The organism is Paenibacillus sp. FSL P2-0089, from assembly GCF_038595095.1.
Classification (GTDB): Bacteria; Bacillota; Bacilli; order Paenibacillales; family Paenibacillaceae; genus Paenibacillus_AQ; species Paenibacillus_AQ silagei.
In genome coordinates this window covers 2,413,675-2,433,727 of the sequence record NZ_CP152006.1, presented here as the reverse complement: position 1 = coordinate 2,433,727, position 20,053 = coordinate 2,413,675, and the positions used below count along the sequence as shown (strand labels likewise).

The 20,053-nt window shown below is 54.3% G+C and carries 20 protein-coding genes; 9 read left to right on the top strand and 11 right to left on the bottom strand.

Annotated elements, in window-relative coordinates:
* Positions 1–13 precede the first annotated feature (13 nt).
* The 3 genes from NST69_RS09930 to NST69_RS09920 all read left to right on the top strand — a co-directional run bounded on the left by NST69_RS09930 (position 14) and on the right by NST69_RS09920 (position 4,054).
* Positions 14–1,759 carry an SNF2-related protein gene (locus NST69_RS09930; protein WP_342549119.1) on the top strand — a complete coding sequence of 582 codons (1,746 nt, stop codon included), beginning with the start codon at positions 14–16 and terminating at the stop codon, positions 1,757–1,759.
* Positions 1,756–2,826 carry a YqhG family protein gene (locus NST69_RS09925; protein ID WP_342550129.1) on the top strand — a complete coding sequence of 357 codons (1,071 nt, stop codon included), beginning with the start codon at positions 1,756–1,758 and terminating at the stop codon, positions 2,824–2,826. Before NST69_RS09930 ends, NST69_RS09925 begins: the two co-directional genes overlap by 4 nt.
* 151 nt (positions 2,827–2,977) lie before the next feature.
* On the top strand, positions 2,978–4,054 hold the full coding sequence (locus tag NST69_RS09920) for a hypothetical protein (protein WP_051477994.1): 1,077 nt from the start codon (positions 2,978–2,980) through the stop codon (positions 4,052–4,054).
* A 184-nt stretch (positions 4,055–4,238) separates the two neighbouring features.
* Here the strand turns inward: NST69_RS09920 and NST69_RS09915 are convergent, their stop codons facing one another.
* A complete protein-coding gene (locus NST69_RS09915; RefSeq protein WP_036725054.1) occupies positions 4,239–4,433 on the bottom strand; it encodes a YqzE family protein in 195 nt (64 codons plus the stop codon).
* Positions 4,434–4,640: 207 nt separating this feature from the next.
* On the opposite strand from NST69_RS09915, the gene NST69_RS09910 reads away from it, so the two are divergent.
* Positions 4,641–5,444, top strand: coding sequence for an N-acetylmuramoyl-L-alanine amidase (locus NST69_RS09910; protein ID WP_051477995.1), 804 nt, complete (start codon positions 4,641–4,643; stop codon positions 5,442–5,444).
* On the opposite strand, the gene NST69_RS09905 is transcribed toward NST69_RS09910, so the two are convergent.
* Together NST69_RS09905 and NST69_RS09900 are read right to left on the bottom strand one after the other, a co-directional pair.
* Positions 5,431–6,342, bottom strand: a complete 912-nt coding sequence (locus tag NST69_RS09905; RefSeq protein ID WP_036725055.1) for a divergent polysaccharide deacetylase family protein — start codon at positions 6,340–6,342, stop codon at positions 5,431–5,433. The two genes, NST69_RS09910 and NST69_RS09905, sit on opposite strands and share 14 nt — an antisense overlap.
* A 209-nt stretch (positions 6,343–6,551) precedes the next feature.
* A complete protein-coding gene (locus tag NST69_RS09900; RefSeq protein ID WP_342549118.1) occupies positions 6,552–7,004 on the bottom strand; it encodes a MerR family transcriptional regulator in 453 nt (150 codons plus the stop codon).
* Between the two features lie 159 nt (positions 7,005–7,163).
* Here NST69_RS09900 and NST69_RS09895 point away from each other — a divergent pair, with 159 nt between their 5' ends.
* Positions 7,164–8,024 carry an SDR family NAD(P)-dependent oxidoreductase gene (locus NST69_RS09895; protein WP_342549117.1) on the top strand — a complete coding sequence of 287 codons (861 nt, stop codon included), beginning with the start codon at positions 7,164–7,166 and terminating at the stop codon, positions 8,022–8,024.
* A gap of 106 nt (positions 8,025–8,130) precedes the next feature.
* On the opposite strand, the gene NST69_RS09890 is transcribed toward NST69_RS09895, so the two are convergent.
* Complete coding sequence (locus NST69_RS09890) at positions 8,131–9,075, bottom strand: hypothetical protein (RefSeq protein WP_342549116.1); 945 nt, start codon at positions 9,073–9,075, stop codon at positions 8,131–8,133.
* A gap of 235 nt (positions 9,076–9,310) precedes the next feature.
* Between NST69_RS09890 and NST69_RS09885 the strand changes: the two genes are divergently transcribed.
* The 4 genes from NST69_RS09885 (at position 9,311) to NST69_RS09870 (ending at position 12,490) form a co-directional block, all read left to right on the top strand.
* Positions 9,311–10,189, top strand: a complete 879-nt coding sequence (locus tag NST69_RS09885; protein WP_342549115.1) for a YihY/virulence factor BrkB family protein — start codon at positions 9,311–9,313, stop codon at positions 10,187–10,189.
* On the top strand, positions 10,186–10,872 hold the full coding sequence (locus NST69_RS09880) for a hypothetical protein (RefSeq protein WP_342549114.1): 687 nt from the start codon (positions 10,186–10,188) through the stop codon (positions 10,870–10,872). Before NST69_RS09885 ends, NST69_RS09880 begins: the two co-directional genes overlap by 4 nt.
* A gap of 140 nt (positions 10,873–11,012) precedes the next feature.
* Positions 11,013–11,345 (top strand): PadR family transcriptional regulator, encoded by a 333-nt coding sequence (locus NST69_RS09875; protein ID WP_036725065.1) that lies wholly within the window; start codon positions 11,013–11,015, stop codon positions 11,343–11,345.
* The gene (locus NST69_RS09870) at positions 11,342–12,490 is read left to right on the top strand and encodes a DUF2812 domain-containing protein (RefSeq protein WP_342549113.1); all 1,149 of its coding nucleotides are present in this window, start codon (positions 11,342–11,344) and stop codon (positions 12,488–12,490) included. Before NST69_RS09875 ends, NST69_RS09870 begins: the two co-directional genes overlap by 4 nt.
* Positions 12,491–12,618: 128 nt before the next feature.
* On the opposite strand, the gene NST69_RS09865 is transcribed toward NST69_RS09870, so the two are convergent.
* The 7 genes from NST69_RS09865 to NST69_RS09835 all read right to left on the bottom strand — a co-directional run bounded on the left by NST69_RS09865 (position 12,619) and on the right by NST69_RS09835 (position 20,027).
* A complete protein-coding gene (locus NST69_RS09865; RefSeq protein WP_076157574.1) occupies positions 12,619–13,278 on the bottom strand; it encodes a GntR family transcriptional regulator in 660 nt (219 codons plus the stop codon).
* 17 nt (positions 13,279–13,295) lie between these two features.
* Positions 13,296–13,979 (bottom strand): hypothetical protein, encoded by a 684-nt coding sequence (locus NST69_RS09860; protein ID WP_342549112.1) that lies wholly within the window; start codon positions 13,977–13,979, stop codon positions 13,296–13,298.
* Positions 13,980–14,014: 35 nt separating this feature from the next.
* On the bottom strand, positions 14,015–16,147 hold the full coding sequence (locus tag NST69_RS09855) for a hydantoinase/oxoprolinase family protein (protein WP_342549111.1): 2,133 nt from the start codon (positions 16,145–16,147) through the stop codon (positions 14,015–14,017).
* A gap of 256 nt (positions 16,148–16,403) precedes the next feature.
* A complete protein-coding gene (locus NST69_RS09850; RefSeq protein WP_339255414.1) occupies positions 16,404–17,750 on the bottom strand; it encodes a citrate transporter in 1,347 nt (448 codons plus the stop codon).
* 206 nt (positions 17,751–17,956) lie between these two features.
* Entirely contained in the window at positions 17,957–18,376 is a 420-nt protein-coding gene (locus NST69_RS09845; RefSeq protein WP_342549110.1) for a hypothetical protein, read from the bottom strand.
* Between the two features lie 39 nt (positions 18,377–18,415).
* Entirely contained in the window at positions 18,416–19,042 is a 627-nt protein-coding gene (locus NST69_RS09840) for a hypothetical protein (protein WP_235191872.1), read from the bottom strand.
* 94 nt (positions 19,043–19,136) lie between these two features.
* Complete coding sequence (locus tag NST69_RS09835) at positions 19,137–20,027, bottom strand: 2-dehydropantoate 2-reductase N-terminal domain-containing protein (protein WP_342549109.1); 891 nt, start codon at positions 20,025–20,027, stop codon at positions 19,137–19,139.
* Positions 20,028–20,053: the final 26 nt, after the last annotated feature.

The window sequence follows — 20,053 nt, the reverse complement described above, 5'->3', positions numbered from 1 at the left end:
AGGAGGCTGCAACATGACGCAATTATTCCGCAATTCCCTGCCCCAAGAGAAGGTAACTTCTGCGCCGCTGCTGCCTGTTCCTCTATCTTTTGAGCGTAACTGGCTGCATGATCTGGAATCGAGACTGGATAAAGGGGGGCCGTGGGGCGACTGGCGGTTATCCCGCCTTGCTGTGCAGGGAGAGCAGTCGGGCCTGGTTACCAGCTTCGATGAGCTGCAGTGTATGAAGCATCTGTCCGGGCTGTCTCCGCTACCCCATCAGCTGGATACGGCGCACAAGGTGCTGTTCGAGATGTCGGGACGGGCGATTCTGGCCGATGAAGTCGGACTTGGCAAGACAATCGAAGCCGGGCTGGTGCTGAAGGAGTATCTGGTGCGCGGGCTGGTGGGCAAGGTTCTGATTCTGGTGCCGGCCTCGCTTGTCCTGCAATGGGTGCGGGAGCTGAATACGAAGTTCGGAATCTCTGCCGTAGCGCAAAAGAAAGCCTATTCCTGGGGCAATGACATTGTCGTCGCCTCGATGGATACGGCCAAGCGTGATCCGCATAAGGAAATGCTGCTGAGCCAGGAGTACGACATGCTGATTATCGACGAAGCCCATAAGCTGAAGAATAAGAAATCGACGAATTATCTGTTCGTCCAGCAGCTCCGCAAAAAGTACTGTCTGCTGCTCACCGCCACCCCCGTGCAGAATGATCTCGGCGAGCTGTTCAATCTGATCACGCTTCTGAAGCCGGGCCAGCTGGGGAATCAGGGTGATTTTGCTACCAATTTCGTAGTGGATAAGCGCCAGCCCAAGAACGAGGTCCAGCTTCGGGGCGAGCTGTCCAAGGTCATGATCCGCAACCGCCGGGGCGAAGGCCCGGTGAATTTCACCAAGCGCAAGGTGCGCAATATCCCCCTTACCCTCTCCGCTGAGGAGAAGGCGCTGTATGACGGCGTGACCGCTTTTGTCAAGGAACAGTATCAGGAGGCAGGCGGCAATCTCAGCAGTATGCTCTCCCTGGTCACGCTTCAACGTGAGGTGTGCAGCAGCCGGGATGCGGTGTTCGTAACGCTGGTGAATCTGATCAAGAAGCTGCCGGCCGATTCGCCGAAGCGCGAGCGGATGATGGGGCTGCTCCAGACGATCCGTACGGTCAAGACGAATACCAAGGCGGAGAAGACGATGGAGTTAATCCGTGAAATGAACGAGAAGGTAATCGTCTTCACGGAGTACCGGGCCACGCAGGAGTATCTGCTTCAGTATTTCCGTGACCATGGACTGCAATGTGTGACGTACTCGGGCGGGATGAACCGCGGCAAAAAGGACTGGATGATGGACCTCTTCCGCGGACGCGCCCAGGTGATGATTGCCACCGAAGCCGGCGGCGAAGGGATTAACCTGCAGTTCTGCCACCATATGATCAATTTCGATCTGCCCTGGAATCCTATGCGGGTCGAGCAGCGGATCGGCCGGGTCCACCGGCTGGGTCAGGAGAATGATGTGGTCATCTATAACCTCTCCACCGAAGGGACAATTGAAGAGCATATCCTCCACCTGCTGCATGAGAAAATCAACATGTTCGAGATGGTCATCGGCGGGCTGGATGTCATTCTGGAGCGCTTCGAGCAGAAGGGCTCGCTTGAGAAAAGCCTGTACAAAATCGTTCTCGAAGCGGGCAGCGACGAGGAGCTGCGCAGCGGGCTGGATACAATCGGCGATTCGCTCAGTGAATTGACCCACGCCAAGCTGGATGATAGCGGGGTGCCTAACTGATGCTGACGCCTACAGAAGTGCGCAAGCAGGTCATGGATTATCTGGAAGCGACCGAATGCACCATTCTTGAATCCTCGCCGCTGCATGTGACGGTGAAGCTCTCCCCCCGCGCGGACCGGATGCTGACGGACCGCCCTTATTATTGGGGCTTCGTGGAGCGCACCGGCGTAGATCCCGAGACCTTGTCCTTCAGCTTCGTCTTCGACCCGCAGAAGTACGATGAACTGGCCGTGCAGGCTGCGGCGCCTGCGGCCCGCCCGCGCGGCGGGGCAAGCCGCCCGGCAGGGGCGGGAGCGCCGCCGGGGCTGGCTGGGGCGGCGGATGCCGAAGCTGCTGCGGAGCCGCTCGGCGCAGCGCAGGCGCCGGGAGCTGCGCTGCCGCCCGGGGTATCTGCTGCGCCGGAGGACAGCATCCTCGCGCGGTACTTCGGCATCGTTCCGGCGCTGCCGCGCCTCGGACCGGGCATGATCCGCCGCGAGGATGTGACCTACGGCAGCAAGCGCCTGCGGCAGATCTGGTCGGCGGCACGGGACGAAGGCCGGTGCCTCCAGCTGTTCGAGGACCCTGGCCTCAGGCAGCGGACCACGCTGTTCTCGGCCGCCTACGAGCCATGGCTGGCGGTCTGCTACAAGGTCGAGATGACCTGTGACCTGAAGCGGGAGGAGCTGCATTTCATCGCGGTGTCGTTAACCTCCGGGCTGATCGTCCCGGACTTCGAGGCCCGGCTGGCCGGCAAGGAGCTGACGCCCCGGCTGCCGGAGAACATTCATGTCCAGCCGTTCGAGCTGGGGATTACGGACGGGGCCGACCGGCTGGAGGGATATCTGACCTCGAAGCTGGCGCTGCTGGATTACACCTGGGCGGAAGAAGCGCGCGAACGATTGGAGCTGGAGCTTAGCATCGTGGACATCTACTACGCAGAGCTGCTGAAAGAACCGGAAGAAGAGAAGCGCCTCGCCATCCTGGAGCAGTACAACCGCCGCCGCCAGGAGACCTCGTGGCAGTATGAGCCGCAGATTGCAGTTTCTGCCGTAACGTACGGATTGTTTCATCTGCGCAGCACATAGAATGCGACCTGGTCCGCTAAAAGCAGGCAAAAAAACAGCGAAACTCCCGCCGCCTGCCGCGACAGCAAGCAACAGCCTTTTCAGGGCTTGTCCCCTACAATGAACTGTAAGAAGCGTAAATTCCCTCTAAACAGGAAAGGTGACTGAACCTATGAATATCACTGCAAGACGGAAGGGCTCCCGGCGGCGTGGCCGCATGCTCCTCTGTCTGATTCTTGGACTGACTCTGCTGGCTGCTAGCGCCTCCTCTCCCCAGGCGCTAGCGTCACAAGCCAGCCGAACGACCGTGATGCAGGCCGTCACGCAGGAAGTTCTTCCGGGACTGGAGATGAAGCCGATTCCAGCGCCGGAAACGCTGCAGGCCTTCACCCGGCAGACGATTAGCCAGCTCTCGGCGGATGCTCCTTTTAAGGAATGGAAGGATGCCGGCACGGAGGTCTACCCTCTTGGTCCGGGAACGCGGAGCTGGCTGGTCAATGTGATGAGCAGCGGCCAGCGGATCGGCTATCTCATTATCTCGGCTGCGGATCAGGGCGGCTATCTGCTTAGCGAATACGGAGCCGGAACCGATGGTCTCCCTTATAGTATGACTGAACTGCGCCAGTATCTGGCGCAGCAAGGACTGATACCCTCTAATTCTTCAGGTGCCATCGGGGTTACGGCACTCTATGCTCCAATGCTGCCTGTCTGGAAAATCACTACAGAGAACAGAACGTTGTATCTGAATGCTACCGTTCTGGAGACGCTGCCCTGGAGTCAGAGCCAGGCTGAGCATATTCTTAATGCTGCGCCGGAAGCCTCAGCCATGCTCTCCTCCGGCCCCGGCCAGGCGCGCGCTCCTCAGCCCGCTCTGCGGAGCGGCGGAGAGGATGACCCGTATGCCGATCTGCTGTGGCTGACCGCACCCGGGCTGAAGACGTTGAACGGAGCAAGCCTAAGTGCTCTGCTTCAGGAGCGGGGCAGTCTCGCCTTCCAGTCCCCGGGGCACAACGACACGCTCGGCGCGCCATTCATGATTACAGGCAGCCAGAGCTGGCTGAAGCCCGGTGCTTCCCGGGACCAAAGCAGCACAGAAGCTGCCGTAGTCTATGCCGCTGCCGGTCCCGGTGGCATCCGTTATCTCCCGCTTAACGCCCTTCAGAAGGCCGGAACCTTCCATAAGCTGCCGGTGCCGCTGCCCGGGGGAGCCACGCTGGGCTCCGCTGCTCTACCCGGTTCAAGCCGGTAGACTGGCACTGGCAGTTCCTGCTCGATATTGAAACAGCCTTCCCGGGTGCCGCCTGCACGACGCCACTTGGGAAGGCTGTTTGCTTATACACCTAAATTCTACTCAGCGTCCGCTTTCTCCGAATTCAGGTGCATTTATGCACCTCATGCTCACACAGCGACCGATTTCCGCTGAAGTGCTACTCCTACTCCTTACTCTCCCCGCCCCGGCTCCATTTACTGCGCCACACGGACCAGGCGAGCGGCAGCGTGCCGAACCATTTTTCCGCCCACGGCTGCTTCTCTGCCTTCCGTCTGGCATGAACAGCGCGCGGATTCTCAATGTAGACGACTACCTTCTCCGTAATATACTTCACCAGATCATCTCCGCCGGATGCCATCTCATACACCTCCCAGGTGAGTGCCGGGGCGGGTTCCCGCCCCTTGACCTTATGCCTATAGTGTGCTCCAATCCTCCGATCTCTAAACCGGAATCCGAAGCTTCGTATAGGTTAGGCCGTTAAGGCACAATCTAACAAGACTACACCTGTATAAACCGTCATTAAGTACAAGTAGCTGTTGATTATTCCGGCAGGGAGGTTATTCACTTGAGACAGTCAGAAGCATTAAAGCCCCATACGGCTACACATTCCCATCATTCAAAAGAGCAGCCTGTGCTGAGATCCGGGCGGCGGCTTAAGCGGATCATAGCCGCAGCAAGCGTTCTGCTCATGCTAACGGCAGGAGACACCGCAGTGATTCACGCGGCTACCCCCCGCACTAATCCGCAGGCAGAGCAGCCCGGACAGCGCCAGCATATGCTCGGCCATGACCAGCGGATCATTCTGATTGATGCCGGGCATGGGGGGATTGACGGCGGAACCTCCTACGGCAGCATTCTGGAAAAGGACATCACCCTTGCCATCTCACGCCGCCTCTTTCTCCTGCTGCGTGCAGATGGCTTCGATACGATTCTGAACCGGACTGGCGATTATGCGCCCAGCGATGAGAATCTGTGGCTGAGGAACAGATCCCGGCATTTACGCGATCTGGCCCAGCGCAAGGAACTGGCAGAGACGCTTCCGGCCAATGTCGTGGTCAGCATCCACATTAACTGGGCGAAATCCCCGTCCAAGCATGGTCCGCTCGTCCTGTACCGCCAGGAAGGGCGAAGCTTCCTGCTGGCCCGGACCATTCAGGATCAGCTCAACCAGCTCTACGGGATGAAGAATGATCCTATCCGAGGCAAGCCCTTTTACCTGCTCAACAAAATAACCGCCACAACGGTGATCGTTGAGGCGGGATTTGTCAGCAGTCCGGCTGACCGGGAGAAGCTCTGTACACCGAAGGGCCAGGAAGAGATCGCCGAAGCCATTGCGAACGGGATCGCTGCCTACCTTATGGAAGTGTAAGCCGGGAATTCCACTTCCATTCCTCACGGACCAGATCGGAGATGCCGACGAATTGCACCTTGTCCTTCATTTCGGCAATGCCGCTGCGGATACCCGCGGCGGTCTCTTTGCCCTGGATGCCGACATGACCGATGGTAACGCAGAACTTTTGGCTCAAGGCCCGCTCCTGCACCAGCTTCATCTGCTTCGCCACATGACTTGCCGAATGTACATCATCCAGGAAAATATGATTCTCCACCGGCGGCATTCCCAGCTCCCGGGCTATCCGTCCCGCGACTGAACGGTAGTTGGTATGGCTGTCTACGAAGAATAGACCGCGCTCCTTGCAGACCTCCAGCACAATACCCATGACCCGTTCATCACCTGTCACCTTGGAGCCCATGTGATTGTTGATTCCAATCGCATAAGGGACATTATCGAGCGCTGCCTCCACCCGCTGGCGGACCTCGGCGTCATTCATGCTGGTCAGCACGGCCCCCGGTCCCAGCCATTCCGGCTTGCCCTGGCGCGGCTCCATCGGCAGATGAACCAGCACATCGAAGCCCAGCTCATGGGCGCGCCGGGCATCCTGCTCACTGGAGCGCAGGAACGGCATGACTGCGACGGTGATTTTGACGGGCAGCTTGAACATTTCCTCTGTCCCGCGCATGCTGTTGCCGAAATCATCGATAATGACCGCCACACGGCTGAGCGCCTGCTGCTGCTGATTCCCAGCTGTCCGGTTGCCCGATACGCTGCTCCCTCTGCTATCCGCAGGTGCGGGTGCTGAAAGTGCCGTGTCTGCCTGTGCAGCAGACACGGCAAGCGGGGCTGACGGGATTAGCGCCGCTGACATAATCACAGCTGCAGCCAAGGGATATAGAAGGACACGCTTTATTCTGTGGTTGCTTGTATTCATACTGGAACACCTCCTTCGTGATTGAACAATTGTACTCATTGTTTGGCTCACGAAGGGTAAATATGTACGGAGCGCTTACGCAATTATTAACAATGGGATGCGGATACGGCACGGGCGGCCTGTCAGCTATGCGATTCCTCTAGCTCCCCGTCTGTCAGCATCAAGCATAGCCTTCAGCACCTGAATCCCCTCCTGCTTCGCATTAACCCTCACGCTTTAGCTTTGGCTTTACGTCCTCTTGGCATCTGCTTACGGTCTCCGGTCAGCTCGCAGGTCTGCGGGCCCAGATTTCCCTGCTCTATTTTGACATCAATGAAGTCTACAATCTGCTGCAGCGAAGCGATCTGCTCGATAATCTTCTGCCGGTGATTCAGAATCATCACGTGGAGCTCGGGATAGCCGGACAAGTCCGTGTCAAGTGACAGGTTCAGATAGGGCCGCATATCGTCGAGTGACATGCCTGTTTTTTTGAGACAGGAGATCATCTGCATCATCTCCAGATCCGCATCGCTATAAATGCGGTGGCTGTTCCCCTTACGCTTCGCCCGGGGCAATAGTCCTATCTTCTCGTAATAGCGTATCGTATCCTCCGGCATTCCTGTCCGCTCCGCCGTTTCCTTAATCGAATATCCCTGCTGGAGATCTGTTTCCGCCAGACTCATAGAAATCACTCCGTTTCACTGGTCTAATGGGCCTTCGTTCTATTATATAACTTGGAGCTGGCTCCAAGTCAATGACACATTTTATCGCTTGACTTGGACTTGGCTCCAAGTTATACAATGAGCACCATTCACCACTTCCCATGTAAAGGAGTAACCAATATGAGACGATCACATCCCCCGCGCACCGCGCTGATTACCGGAGCCAATCACGGCATCGGGCTAGCCTTGACCCGCCGAATGCTGGACGAAGGCTGGGAGGTGCTCGCACTGATCCGCTCAGCTTTTGCTGAAGATGACCCACTCATCCATAAGGCGCTCGGCAGCAGGCAGCTACGAATCTATAAGGCAGATTTAAGCGATTTTGGCCAATTGCGAAGTGCCCTGCAGGACATTAACCGCCACGAATCACATATTGACATCCTGTTCAATAATGCCGGCGGCAGCTTCCCCGAGTTACTCTTGTCTAAGCAAGGACGCGAGCTGCATTATGAGCTGCAGACGGTGGTTCCGTATATCCTTACGATGGAGCTGAAGCCGCTCTTGCTGAAAGGCACGCTCCGCACGGTCGTGAATACGTCCTCCAACGCCTTTATGATGAAGCGCAGCTTCGACCCGGCTTCGCTGGAGCGCCCGGCGAAATTTCAGATGCTGACTGGCCCTTATGCCGACACCAAGCGGGCCATGTCCTTGTGGACGGAGGCGGTGGCCTCTGAGCTTGCAGCAGAAGGCATCCTTATCCGCAGCGCGGATCCCGGAGGCAACAACACCCTTCGCAGCGGCAAAAAATCAGGCATCCCCTTCTGGCTGCGGCCGATTACGCGCATGTTTTTCCCGGCTCCAGCCCACGGCGCAGGCTTACTGTATCAGGCGGCCCTTGGCGAACACAGCGGCAGGTCTGGGGTGTTCCTGCACAAGAACCAGGTCACGCCGCTCAAATTCTCTGAGCACGGCAGCACCATTTTGAAGAACGTGCAGGCCATATATCAGCGGGAATTCGTTCAGACGAACAGCGCACTATAACAGATACTGTCTGCTGCCATTGCAAGCATCCGGTGCGAAATTAAGCCACAGCCCGCCATCCGGAGAGCTGTGGCTTACATGCGTTGCATTATTTTGTAACTGTAAACTATTGTTCCTGTGGCAGCTCCGCCATCCGCCCGAAAGCCTGCAACAGCCGCTGGTTCTCAATGACAATATGCGCCTTCCACCAGTTCTCACTGACGGCAAATTCCCGTTCATACCCCGCCCAGCCCCAGGTCAGGTCCCAGATTCCTTCGGAGTTCCGAGTCTCCAGCAGATAATCCAGCTCCTGATGCAGCAGCCCGCCAAGCTCTGCATATTCAGGGCTATGCGGCGAATGGATGAACACAGACGGCCTGCAGCTATACCCGTTCCATCCACCCGCATCCCGGCTGATTAACTGCACACTCTGCACCTTGAGCGCTTCTCTTAGTGCAGCGTAAGGGAACTCCTCCTGCAATTCTGCCCAAGCGATACATTCCAGCAGGGTGTCCACGCATTTCAACGGATGCATCTCAATCGCAGGGTCATGCAGGAAAAGCTCCGTCAGCTCACGGGCAATCCCTAGTCCGTTGGCATACAGCCCGCTATCCTTGGGAGCAGCCTTCAGAATGAATCCGGCCAGAATAGCTGTCGGGTTATACATACTGTGGGAAGTACTGTCAGAGCTTGTATGCCACCAGGGGGCATGAGGATAATCGTTATTGGAAGCTACGACATTCTTCCATGTGCGGCCATCCATATCCACACCGCTATCCAGGTATTTCAGAATTCCCTGCACCAGCGGATGCCCGTGATCTGCAAATTCCAGCTCCAGCAGCCTCTCTACCGCCGTAGCGGTCTGGATGGGCGTGGAATTCGGATTCCACGCGTCCGCTTCCAGGGCATGGCCGAAGCCCCCATCCTCATTCTGATAGGCGGATAGCGCTTCCAGTACCGGCGCAGACCCGCCCCCCTCAAAGTGAAATCTCCATCTCGCCAGGTCCAGCGGACGGGCATTGCGGTACATCCAGCGCCTGATTCCCTCATACTCCTCCAGCAGCAGCTTCATATACACTCTCCTTATATTCTTATATTGTTATCTTTCAATACTATTCTAAGAGTTTTCCAGTATAATACAAGGGAATTTCCTGCTTGAATTTTCCCTGCCTCAGATCCAACTAATCCCGGTATGTTACAATAAAAACTACCCCGGCGGACTAAAGGATATTATAACGGGTATACATATATATGGAACGATTTGGCTACCACGTCAGTCTATCCGGGAATTCATGAAGGAGGGTCTTATGAACAGCACTTCCGGCAGTACAAGAGGCACTTTCAAGTTCATCAAGCAGCTATGGGTGAAAATCAACGACGATGATGTCCAGGGCATCGCTGCGCAGCTGACCTATTATTTAATCCTGTCTTTGTTTCCTTTTCTGATCTTCATCATGACCCTGATAGGGTATGCGAATATCTCCCTGGAGAAAAATATAGGGCAGCTGGAGCAGATCATGCCCGCCGAAGCCATCTCTATTATAGAAGAGATTCTGCAGGATGTGTCCGCCGGACGCAGCCAGACGCTGTTGTCCTTCGGGATGCTGGCTACCCTGTGGGCCGCCTCCAAAGGAATCAATGCCATCATCAAGGGGCTGAACCGTGCCTACGAGATTGACGAGAGCAGAGCGTTCTGGAAAATCCGGGGGATCGCCCTGCTCGCTACCTTGACGATCGGGTTCGTCGTACTGCTCAGCATTCTGCTATTGGTCCTTGGCAGCTGGCTCAAGACGCAGGTCTTCCTGCTGGTTGATCTTCCCTATGGATTCCAAAAGCTCTGGGATCTGCTCCAATACGCGATTCCGCTGCTCGTGATGTTCATCGTCTTCACCCTGCTGTACTGGATCGCTCCCAGCCGGAGACTGGCGCTGCGGGAGGTCATGCCTGGGGCGTTGTTCACCACCATCGGCTGGATTACGACCTCGATTCTGTTCTCGGTATACGTCAATCAATTCAGTGATTTCTCCAAAACCTACGGCAGTCTCGGGGGTGTAACCGTGCTGCTAATCTGGCTATATATCAGCTCTTTTATCATCCTGGCCGGAGGCGAGATCAATGCGGTCCTGCTGAACCGCAAGGTGAAGAGTATGCCCTTCAGCTCCTTCAAAGGACAAAAGCTCCCATGAACCCCTCACTGATTGACGCCATTACCAAAAGCCCGCTCCGCACCTCCTTCTATCATTTCACCCGGGCAGTGAATCTGCCCGCCATGGCTGCCTTTGACACCATCTATTCCTCTGCCGTGCTAAGTCCCGCCCATGCAGCCGGAGAGCGGCGGGCTGTCGCGCACCGGGTAAGCTACGCCGGGCAAGCCGCGATTCTAAATGCCCATCTGCGCATTACCCCCGAAGCCATGGACCCAGGCACAACGGCGGAGGAATTCCGCCGCTGCCTGGACCGCCATGTGTTCCTGTGGCCGACCTGGCGCGATTGCCTCGCAATGGCTGCAATGTATTCGCGCAGAGAGCCGGGCGAGGTCTTCGCTGTGCTGAAGCTCGATGCCCGCAGCGTCCTGGCTGATCACTACACCCGCATCAGACTGTCCAAATACGATTCCGGCAGCTCCCCAAGGTTCCCGCACCGCATGTCATACCGCAAGAGCTGCGCCATGCTGCTCCCTCTCACCGAATTCATGTCCTCCACCGGACAAGCTATCCCCGTCAAGCCGTCCGAGATTAAGGAGGTGCTGGCCCAGGACAAGCTGGCCCCACTCAGCCAGTATCTACAGACGGTCTACTGTTCACAGCCCCAGCTTGTACCTCAGCTCTGGCAGCCATTGTGTCAGCCCCTGCTTCTTACGCCAATGTAACTCTGCTGCCTCAGCTCGCTCACTTATCGTTGAATAATATGTCGCAACGTGATATAGTCATGATATGACATAGTCACAGCATGACACATTCTTTTATAGCCATGACTTGGCACAACGAATTGACGAAGCAGGTGAACGCGATGTCCGCAGCACAAAAGGTTCTAAAAAAGTACGTCCCCATGACCGAAACGGCCTTCTATATTCTATTGTCCTTAACCAAGCCGCGCCACGGATACGGAATCATCAAGCATGTGGATGATCTGTCGGAAGGACGGCTACGGCTGGGCTCCGGTACGGTGTATGGAACCTTGACCAAGATGAATAAGGATGGGCTAATTACCGTATTTGCCGATGAAGAGAGAAAGACGGTGTACGAGGTGTCTGAGCTGGGGAAGGAAGTCATGCGCGCAGAAATCGGCAGATTAAAGGAACTTCACCGCAACGCCGTCACCAGTGAGGAGGAATTTCAATGAGAACTGTATTTCGGCCCTTTTGGAGCTACGATCTGCCGGGGACAGAAGCCTGGTTGGCCGATATGGCCGGCAAGGGATGGCTAATCGAGGAGTGGAACTTGCTGCTGAGGCGCTTTACCTTCCGGCAGGCTGAGCCCGCCTTGCTAACTTATCAGCTGGCTTATCATTCATCCAAGCATTCATCCATATCTCCTTATCTGTCCGCAGAGGGATGGAGCAGGCGGCTACAGCAAGGGAAGTGGAGCCTGTACGAGAATGATCGGTCCCCGTCACAGATTAGCGCCTATCCTTCACGTAAGGATGTCCTGAGGCGTAACCGCATCATCTCCTATGTTTTCACGGGAATTCTAGTGTATCTGCTGCTCATTACACTGATTCCCCTGCTTGCTCTAGGCTTAACCTACTCCAACGATACTCCTATCCGCATTCAGCCTAGCCCAATGTGGGCGGCAACCTGGACGGCCGCTGCCTTGGCAGTACTCCTGCTGGTACTTGCCATTTATTCGCTTATCAAGCTCCGGGCAGCCAACAGGGAACTTCTTCAAGGGCACACGGACATGAAGAAGCCTCCCGCAACGCCTAAGCCTGCCGGCACTACGATGGCGCGGATGAAGTTAGGCTGGATGTATGCCCCAGACCGGCTGGAGCAATGGCTGGAGGACAAGGAGCTGGACGGCTGGAATCTCTATAAAGTAGGCTTCGGAGGAACGTTGTTCCATTTCAGCAAGGGCCGTCCGCGCCGTATGAAATATCACGCTGACTATCAGGTCGTTGCGGGTGAAGGGTATTTCGAGCTGCATCAGGAGGCAGGCTGGACCAGACTCTACAGTTCTCCCTTCTCTCTGCAGAAATGGACCCTGTGGAGCCGGGAGAACCCGGAGCATGCAGAATACCCGGAGCTCTACAGCGATCCGTTACACCGCCTGAAGCACGCACGTAAAATCGCCATCAGCTATACCCTGCTGTTCCTGCCCATGATTCTGCTCTACAGCCTGAATGTGTCGGCCTTCATAGATAGCATCCTGCGGGATGAATTTACCGCTTCCCAGGCGTGGAACACTTCAATTATGTTTCTTTCCATTCTGCTCTTCGGCTCGTTCGCGGGCCGAACCTGGCTATATTACCGGCGGCTCAAGCAGCAATAGCTATTGTTGCAAAGGCCCTGCACAAGTAGAGACAGCTTAGTGCTTTCGCAACAAAAGGCTTATACCGGAAGTTCTGCTCCATGCGGAGAAGACTTCAGTATACGCCTTTAAGCTTGTCATTTGTATGATCAGAAGAATTGCGGGTATTGCTTCGACATGCTCTGGACCCGGTCCAGCAGCGTATTGGAATGCTCCATCACGACCTTGCGCATCCCTTCCACATCCCGCTTGCGGGTAGCCGCTACCATCTTCACATGCTTATCGATATCAGACGGCTGCACCCCCTCCATCTTCCCGTAGAGCAGACGGATACGGTTGTAATGGGATGCTACCTCTTCAATGGTGAACCAGGACAATTCTTCCCCGGCCGTCTGGAAGATCAGCTGATGGAACCGGTTGTCCTTAATATAGAATTCTCTGAAGTATTTCTTGTCCATATATTTCTTCTGCTTATTAATCAGTTCCTGCATCGTATCTGCTACCAGCTCGCTGCACTTACGGATGAACTCATCGATCACCGCAGATTCAAGCGAGGTGCGGATGAACCACTCCTCACGGACCCGTTGCAGATCGATCTTGGAGACTACCGTTTTGCGCTGAGGATATATTTCCACCAGTCCTGACTGTTGAAGACGGACCACTGCTTCCCGCACTGGTGTGCGGCTGACGCCATAGCGTTCAGACAGCTTCTGCACACTGACATCCATTCCTGGCTCGAGCGTCATATTCATGATGTCTTCTTTTATTCTATTGTAAGTTACATCATTCAGTGAATTACTGTTATTCATAATCTTCAACGGCTTCCCTACACCTTCCCTGAACTCACTCCTAGTACATCACGGGTTATTGTCTCCGCACTGGCTGAATCGTAGCTGTAATACAACAGAACATCCAGAATAAACGGCGAGTATCGCAGTCTGTTCAGCTCCTGTGTAAAAGCCATGGCTCCAACTTCACTTAAGGTGCGTATTGTAGAATAATTCTTCAGGCCCAGCAGCTTCCACAGCAGAATACGCTCGGTCCGGGTGTATATTTCCTGTGCAAACCGGTCTTCTACAAAATGATAAATTTCGTGGCCAAGGATAGTATTCATTATACCAGCTTGAGGAAAAAGTTCAACTAGACCAGGACCTGCCTCCCGCACCTGTTCTGCCGCTCTGTGCAAGGGTTCTTCCATGATTTCGATCCGGTTGGGAGGGGTATAGGAAGCGAACAGCACACGCTTGCCGGTCATGAGCGCATCCTTGAATTCCAGCTTCAGGTTCATACGTTCAGCAAGCACCCGGACATCACAGGTCCCATATTCAAGCATCATCCGCTGTGCATATTCGGTGCCGCAGGCTCTGGCCTGCTTCAGCATTTCCCGCTTCGTCTCCGGCGGAATACGCCGGTTCAGGATGTCTCTCCTGAAGGCATACATTCCCCAAGCCTCATCGTCAACCTCCAGCAATGGATTCAACAGCTCTCCCAGCTTCGTCTGTACTTGCATACGTCCTCCTGTCTACACGTTCTTCCGCGCGGCTCTTAGCTCTGCTTGATATTGGCCGCCACAACAATAACCTCCGTGTCCGGCTCGAACGTGGATATCTCAATGTCCATCAGCAGCTCCAGCTGCTCGAAGTCTGAGGCGGTAAAGTCCATCACCCGTGCGCCGATACACAGGTAGAAGTCAGGTCTTGCAATCAGCTCAGTCTGGTAGACGGCCATTGCCTCCCACAACTGCTTAACCGCGCTGAGATAGTCCCCGGCTGTTGTCTTCAGCGCCATGGCCCGGCCTCTCTGCACCTTGATGAAGCCCTTGGTGTCCAGGATGCGAACCGCGCCGGCTTCACCGGCTTTATCCATTTTCTCGCCGAAAATACTAACATATCTAGTCTTCTGCAGCAGCTCCGTCCGCTCTACAGGGATGCGCATATCCTGGGCAGCCAGCTCCCGCAGCTCCGCCTCATCACATTCCTTCAGCAGCTCGGTCGTCTTCACCTCGGTAGAACCTGTAGCGATCGCGGTCACCTTGGAGGTCTGCGGATCTATATCGATATGAATTTCGATGCTCTCCGGGGTCGCTCCGCTCTGGATGGCCTTGTTCAAGGCTTCCATCTTCAGGGCGGCAATCACTTCCTTGGACGGGGACGGAATAATCCGCTCCACCACGTCCCGGACCATCGACAAGGCAACTCCGATCGAAGAGATGACTTCGGCATTCTCAGGGATGCTGTATTTCAGGCCCATTTTCTCGGAAAAATAGACAATCAGCGAAGCCGCTCCGCCGCCCACGCCGACGAGGGAGATCTGATCCTTCTCCAGCTTGTATTTCTCAGCCAGCGCCAGAATGATCGGCTCGATCTTGGCATAGGCCTTCTCCATAATCTGCTTGGCGATATCCTCTACCGTCGTTCCGCAATAATCTGCCAGTGCCTGTATCGCCCTTCTGGCCGCTTCCACATTCCCGTAGGAGAAATGCTCCGGCTTCACCAGTCCCAGCACATTCGCCGCGCAGGAGTTCGTGATCGTCACCCGCTCCCCGTTCTCCAGCCGGATGGCCACATAATCAGCAGGATCACCCGGCTTCGGAGAAAAGAATTCGACCTGCGCTCCCTTGATCTGATCCGGATCGGTGAATACCGAATAATCCAGACCGCCGATATGCGCCGATCTGGGTCCGACATCGACCACTCCGCTCTTGTTCGCCCGGATCATGGACCCGCCGGCCACGCCGAGCACCCGTACATCCAGGGAGTTGACATAGGTCGGATGACCGCCGACGATGGAATAGTCGATGGCCGGGCGGCCGTTTTTGATCACACCGATATTGGTAGTCGTGCCGCCGACCTCGAAGTACACCCCGTTCGACGCTCTCAGATACATCAGTGATCCCATGACCGAGGCCGCCGGTCCCGACAGCATCGTCAGCACAGGCCGTTTCTTCATCTCACTGATCTCCATGACGCCGCCGTCGCCTCTCATAATCATCAGCGGAACATGGACCCCGGCCTCCCGCACAGACTTCTCTGTGGAATTGGCGGTATCCAGCATCTTCGGCAGAATGCTTGCATTAATCGCCGCCGTCCGCGTTCTGCGGGTCAGCCCGTACAATTTTGTGATGTCGGAGGCCATGGTGGTCGGCATGCCTTTTTTCTCAGCTTCTATATAGACCAGTTCCTCGGGCCGCCCGTTATCTACGCCAAAAGCCATCGAAGGCACAATCACCTGTGCCCCCTGCTGCTTCAACTCATCGATGACCGTCAGCACAGAGGCTTCGGACATTTTTTTAACATTAAGGAAGCTATTGTAGATCTTGATCTCCTTGCCGTTGCCCAGGTCGATATTCTGAAGCCGGGTCTGACGCTTGGCGAGCCAGCCCTCCAGACCGCCCTTCGCCAGGCCAATAATGCCCACCTGTGCAATATCTCCCTCGATCAGCGCATTCGTTGCCTGCGTGGTACTGTGGGCCACGAACACTACATCCTCCGGACGGATATTGTTCTCCTCCAGGCAATTCTGGAAGCATTTTACCACACCTGCGGCTACGCCTGTGGCATGGTCATGCGTCGTCTTCACGGACGATTTGCCGATAATCTCATGTGTCGCGTTGTCAATCGCAACTGCTTTGGTATGGGTTCCCCCCACATCGATCCCCATTCTAACCATTGTACTCATATGATTTCTCCGTTTCTCTTCATTAATAGTAGACCCAAGTGAAATTTGAAGCCTAACCGTCACTGCGGTGAACATTTGGACTTCCGGCCGCTGTTGTCTGCAAATTTCTTGATTTGTACAGCTGTTCGCGGTGGAAATCCGCAGACAAAGGCGGACGCTACCGCTCCTACAGTTCCAAATTTCCCCTTCGTTCCTTATAGCTTCTCGTTATTGACTTGAGTACTACTTATTGATTAATGCTAAGCAGTGCTACACGCTACACCAAATTGCCATACATGAAGAACACAACCGCGCAGAGAATAATCCCGATGATCCAGCCCGTAGGAATCGACATCTTCATGTATTCCTTAGCCGGAACCTTCGTATAGCCGAAGCCCCAGGCCACCCAGGACTGTGTAACGTCCAAATGCTGCGGTGCTACTGTAGTAATGGCGAACAGCGGATAGAGGAATTGTACCGGCCAGGCAGCGGTTGCCACCACGACAGCCAGGATGGCCGAACCGGAGCCGACCAGGTTCATCGGGCCGCGGAAGAAGCCGAGCGGTGTCAGAATGGCGAAGACAATACACAAGAGCAGCGCGGTCTGGGGCATTGCGCCGTCCAGCAGGGTTTTGAAATAAGGGGAAGCATACGTGGCCGCATTATTGAACATCGACAGCGTAAGCAGGAAGCCGATCATCGGCGCTACATCAATGGCTCCGTCCGCGAACTGCTTCGACAGCATTCTGCAAACGCTTGCAAAACCACCCTTCAGCTTACCGCAGGTCAACAGGGCGAACAGGGCGGCGAAGATAAATCCAAAAATGATCGGAACCTTGAGCACCACCACACCCACTACCGGCAGAATGATCGAGATCCAGGAGATAGCAGGTGCATCTACAGTAGCTCCGCTATCCGGTGTTGCCGCCCAGGCCCGGGAGAGCTTCCGGTTCATCATCAGGTTGGATACTACCAATACTACAATCAGCGATACAGCCATAGCGATCATGCCGAATTTGAAATATGTATTATAGTCATAGCTGGCATAGCTTTCATTGGCTGTTGCAAATATCGCCTGATATTGCTTAAAGTTCACGATATTCCCGAAGATCCCCGCCATGATTGAGCCCATGAAGGAGAACAAGGCAATCGGGGAAGGAATTCCTAGCGACAGCATGATCGGCAGCACGATGACGGCAATGGAGATTACCGGGCCGATACCGGTCATGGATGTGAAGATTACAGCGGTAACGATACACAGCAGAGACATGGTAATTCTTGGTTTGTCTCCTCCAAGCTCTACAACCTTACGAATCAGAGTAGCGGCAATCCCGGTGTCGATCAGGACTCTTCCGAAGAAGGCGCCGAAGAAAATATTAACCAGTATCGCCTTCCCGTAATTCTCAGGCCCCGTCTGGAACACGTTCGTCAGGACGTCAATGAACGTCTTGCCCTCCATCACGGAGGTAGGATGAATGCTATTTCCGATCAGGGCAATCGAGGTCCACAGCACTGACATGACGAAGAAGCCGACCATAAGGTTATACCCCTTGACGCAATACCACACCAATCCAAAAAACGATAAGACCATAATGAAACCGATTACAACATTAGCCACATCCACAAAATAACCTCCTGAAGTAGGATAAATGAGTTAACATGCTAACATGCTATTTATGTATACTGACATGTTAGTTTGTCACGTGAAAATATTAACATGCTACTTCATTAGGCGTCAATACCCTTCTGCATGTTATTTCCAAACACTTCAAAACAAAACAGAGGCTACAGATGTAATCCATCCTGCGCCTCTGTTCATGTCTATATTCTTCAGTTATCCTTGTTAATCACCTGGTTAATCACCTGGTCACGATACCGCTGAAATTGCTCCCAGGATTGCTCCGCTGCTTCAGGCTGCTCAAAGTCGATATAGCCGGAATCCGATGTATCCAGCGCATAAGCCTCCAGTGTCTCACAGACCAGCCGGATCGTCTCCATCACCGTTCCCCCGCCCCGGACATGCAGCATGATGGAATTCACGAGCTCCTCTTCGCCTGTGTTGAACTCGATCGAATACCCCTCGCCCTCAAGGAAGCCCCAAGCCTTATCCCGGTAATCCAGATTCGGTATACGACGGGTCAGCTTCTCAATGATTTCATCACGTTGTCCCAGGGGAGTCACTGGGGGCTGCTCCTCCTCCGTCGCTTCAAAATCATATTTCTCTTTCATGATAAATACATCCCAGCTCATATGCGCTCACTCCTGTCATTATAAACTCCAGTACTTAGACTACTTATTACCCGATTCGTCCACTCTTATCAACTCAAACGTGGCAGCTTCGATCCAAAGGATCAGTTTGCTATGATTCACATCCAGGAACCCTAGCGGTATACCCAGCCCCGGCGAAGCTTCCGCTATGTCAATGACTGTCATTTCATCGTTGATTCCGATAATGGGCAGATCCAGTTTGTTCACTCTGTAAAAGGAATCCCTGTTATAATGTCTCTGGGTTATGCTGTAGCGGGGATTGGTTAACTCGTATTGGTACGCTTCATAGCCCTCTAGTCCCTTGGAGGAGAAGTAATCCTGATGAATCACAATCTCATCTCCAATGATGTCCTGCCCTGTCGGATATTCAGATGCGTCATTATAGGAATTCGCGAATCCCAGCAGCTTGTCCACCTTCCAGGTTCCATAGATGAATTCCTCCGTCGCCTGATCCAGCTCCATTCGCCCGATAAAAGGTTCGGAGGTATTGAGCGGAATCAGATTCTCCTCTTGCTTAGCATGTTCTGATGGTGGCGCTGGAGTGACCGGAACATGCTGCGCACCTGCCGGTTCTGCCGCCTGACTGCATCCAGCCAGGCAGACCGCCAATATGGATATTTTCAGTATCATCCCTAATCTTGTGATCATGGTAAGCCTCCCGCCTGCTTCAGTCCTTCAACCTTACCATCCGCTGGAAGCAAAGAATAAACAGACAGGTTACAATACCGGAACAATCGATTCATCAGCCATTCTGCATAGATAAAAATTTCGTTAGATCCTTCTCCAGCTGCATAACCTCCTGGTTCGCAGCATTCGCATAATCCGGCAGCAGCATATCTTTAACCATTTTCGTGCGTAGCCAAGCAATGAAGAGAACATCCAGTATGAAGCTTGGGAGCTTTGGGACTATTGTGAAAAGTGGCGGATCAACGGCAACACCCGCTTGTTTTATTTTCCTGAGGTACGCTTTGAGAGTAACTGTTATTTGACGTGCCGTCTTTCGGGTTCGGGCCGGGTCTGCGTTTCCGCCGTACAAACTGCCCAGCAGAGCAATGTCGGATACGGAATGGGTGATTAGAAACGCCTGCATCTCCTTTTTGATAACGTAAGGAAGCTTGGCGGCTTGAAATACTTGTGCGAGCTTTAAGACGCGCTGCGTCACTGCGCCGTTCACTTCGCCAAATGAGGTGGCCACTAGAAACTTGGGCATGAACCGGGCGTACAGGACCCCATCTTTAATCTGTCCGCCGAAGCCGGGAAAAGCAGGTAAAAGTCTATCCCCCACAATCCCCCGCCACGAAGAAAATCCAATCGAACTATTGGTCATCGTAACGATATTCGGGCTTTGATTATCCTTTAGTGCTAACAACGCGGATTCGGCCCGGTCATAACGGACGGTAACGAAAATATAATCGTATACATCATCATTTTCGAGTGTATCTATAACCTTCACCGGAATCGATCTGACTGTACCTTTGTCATGGTATTGCAGACCTTTTTCTTGTAAAGATCTGAGTCTGTCCGAACGTGCAAACAGGCTAACGTCAAACCCGGCTTCCATAAGCTTCATTGCATAGATGCTTCCGATCACACCTGCACCGAAAATTAAAATTCTTTCTTGCTTTGCTGACATCTTACCACCCCGCCGATTCATATTTC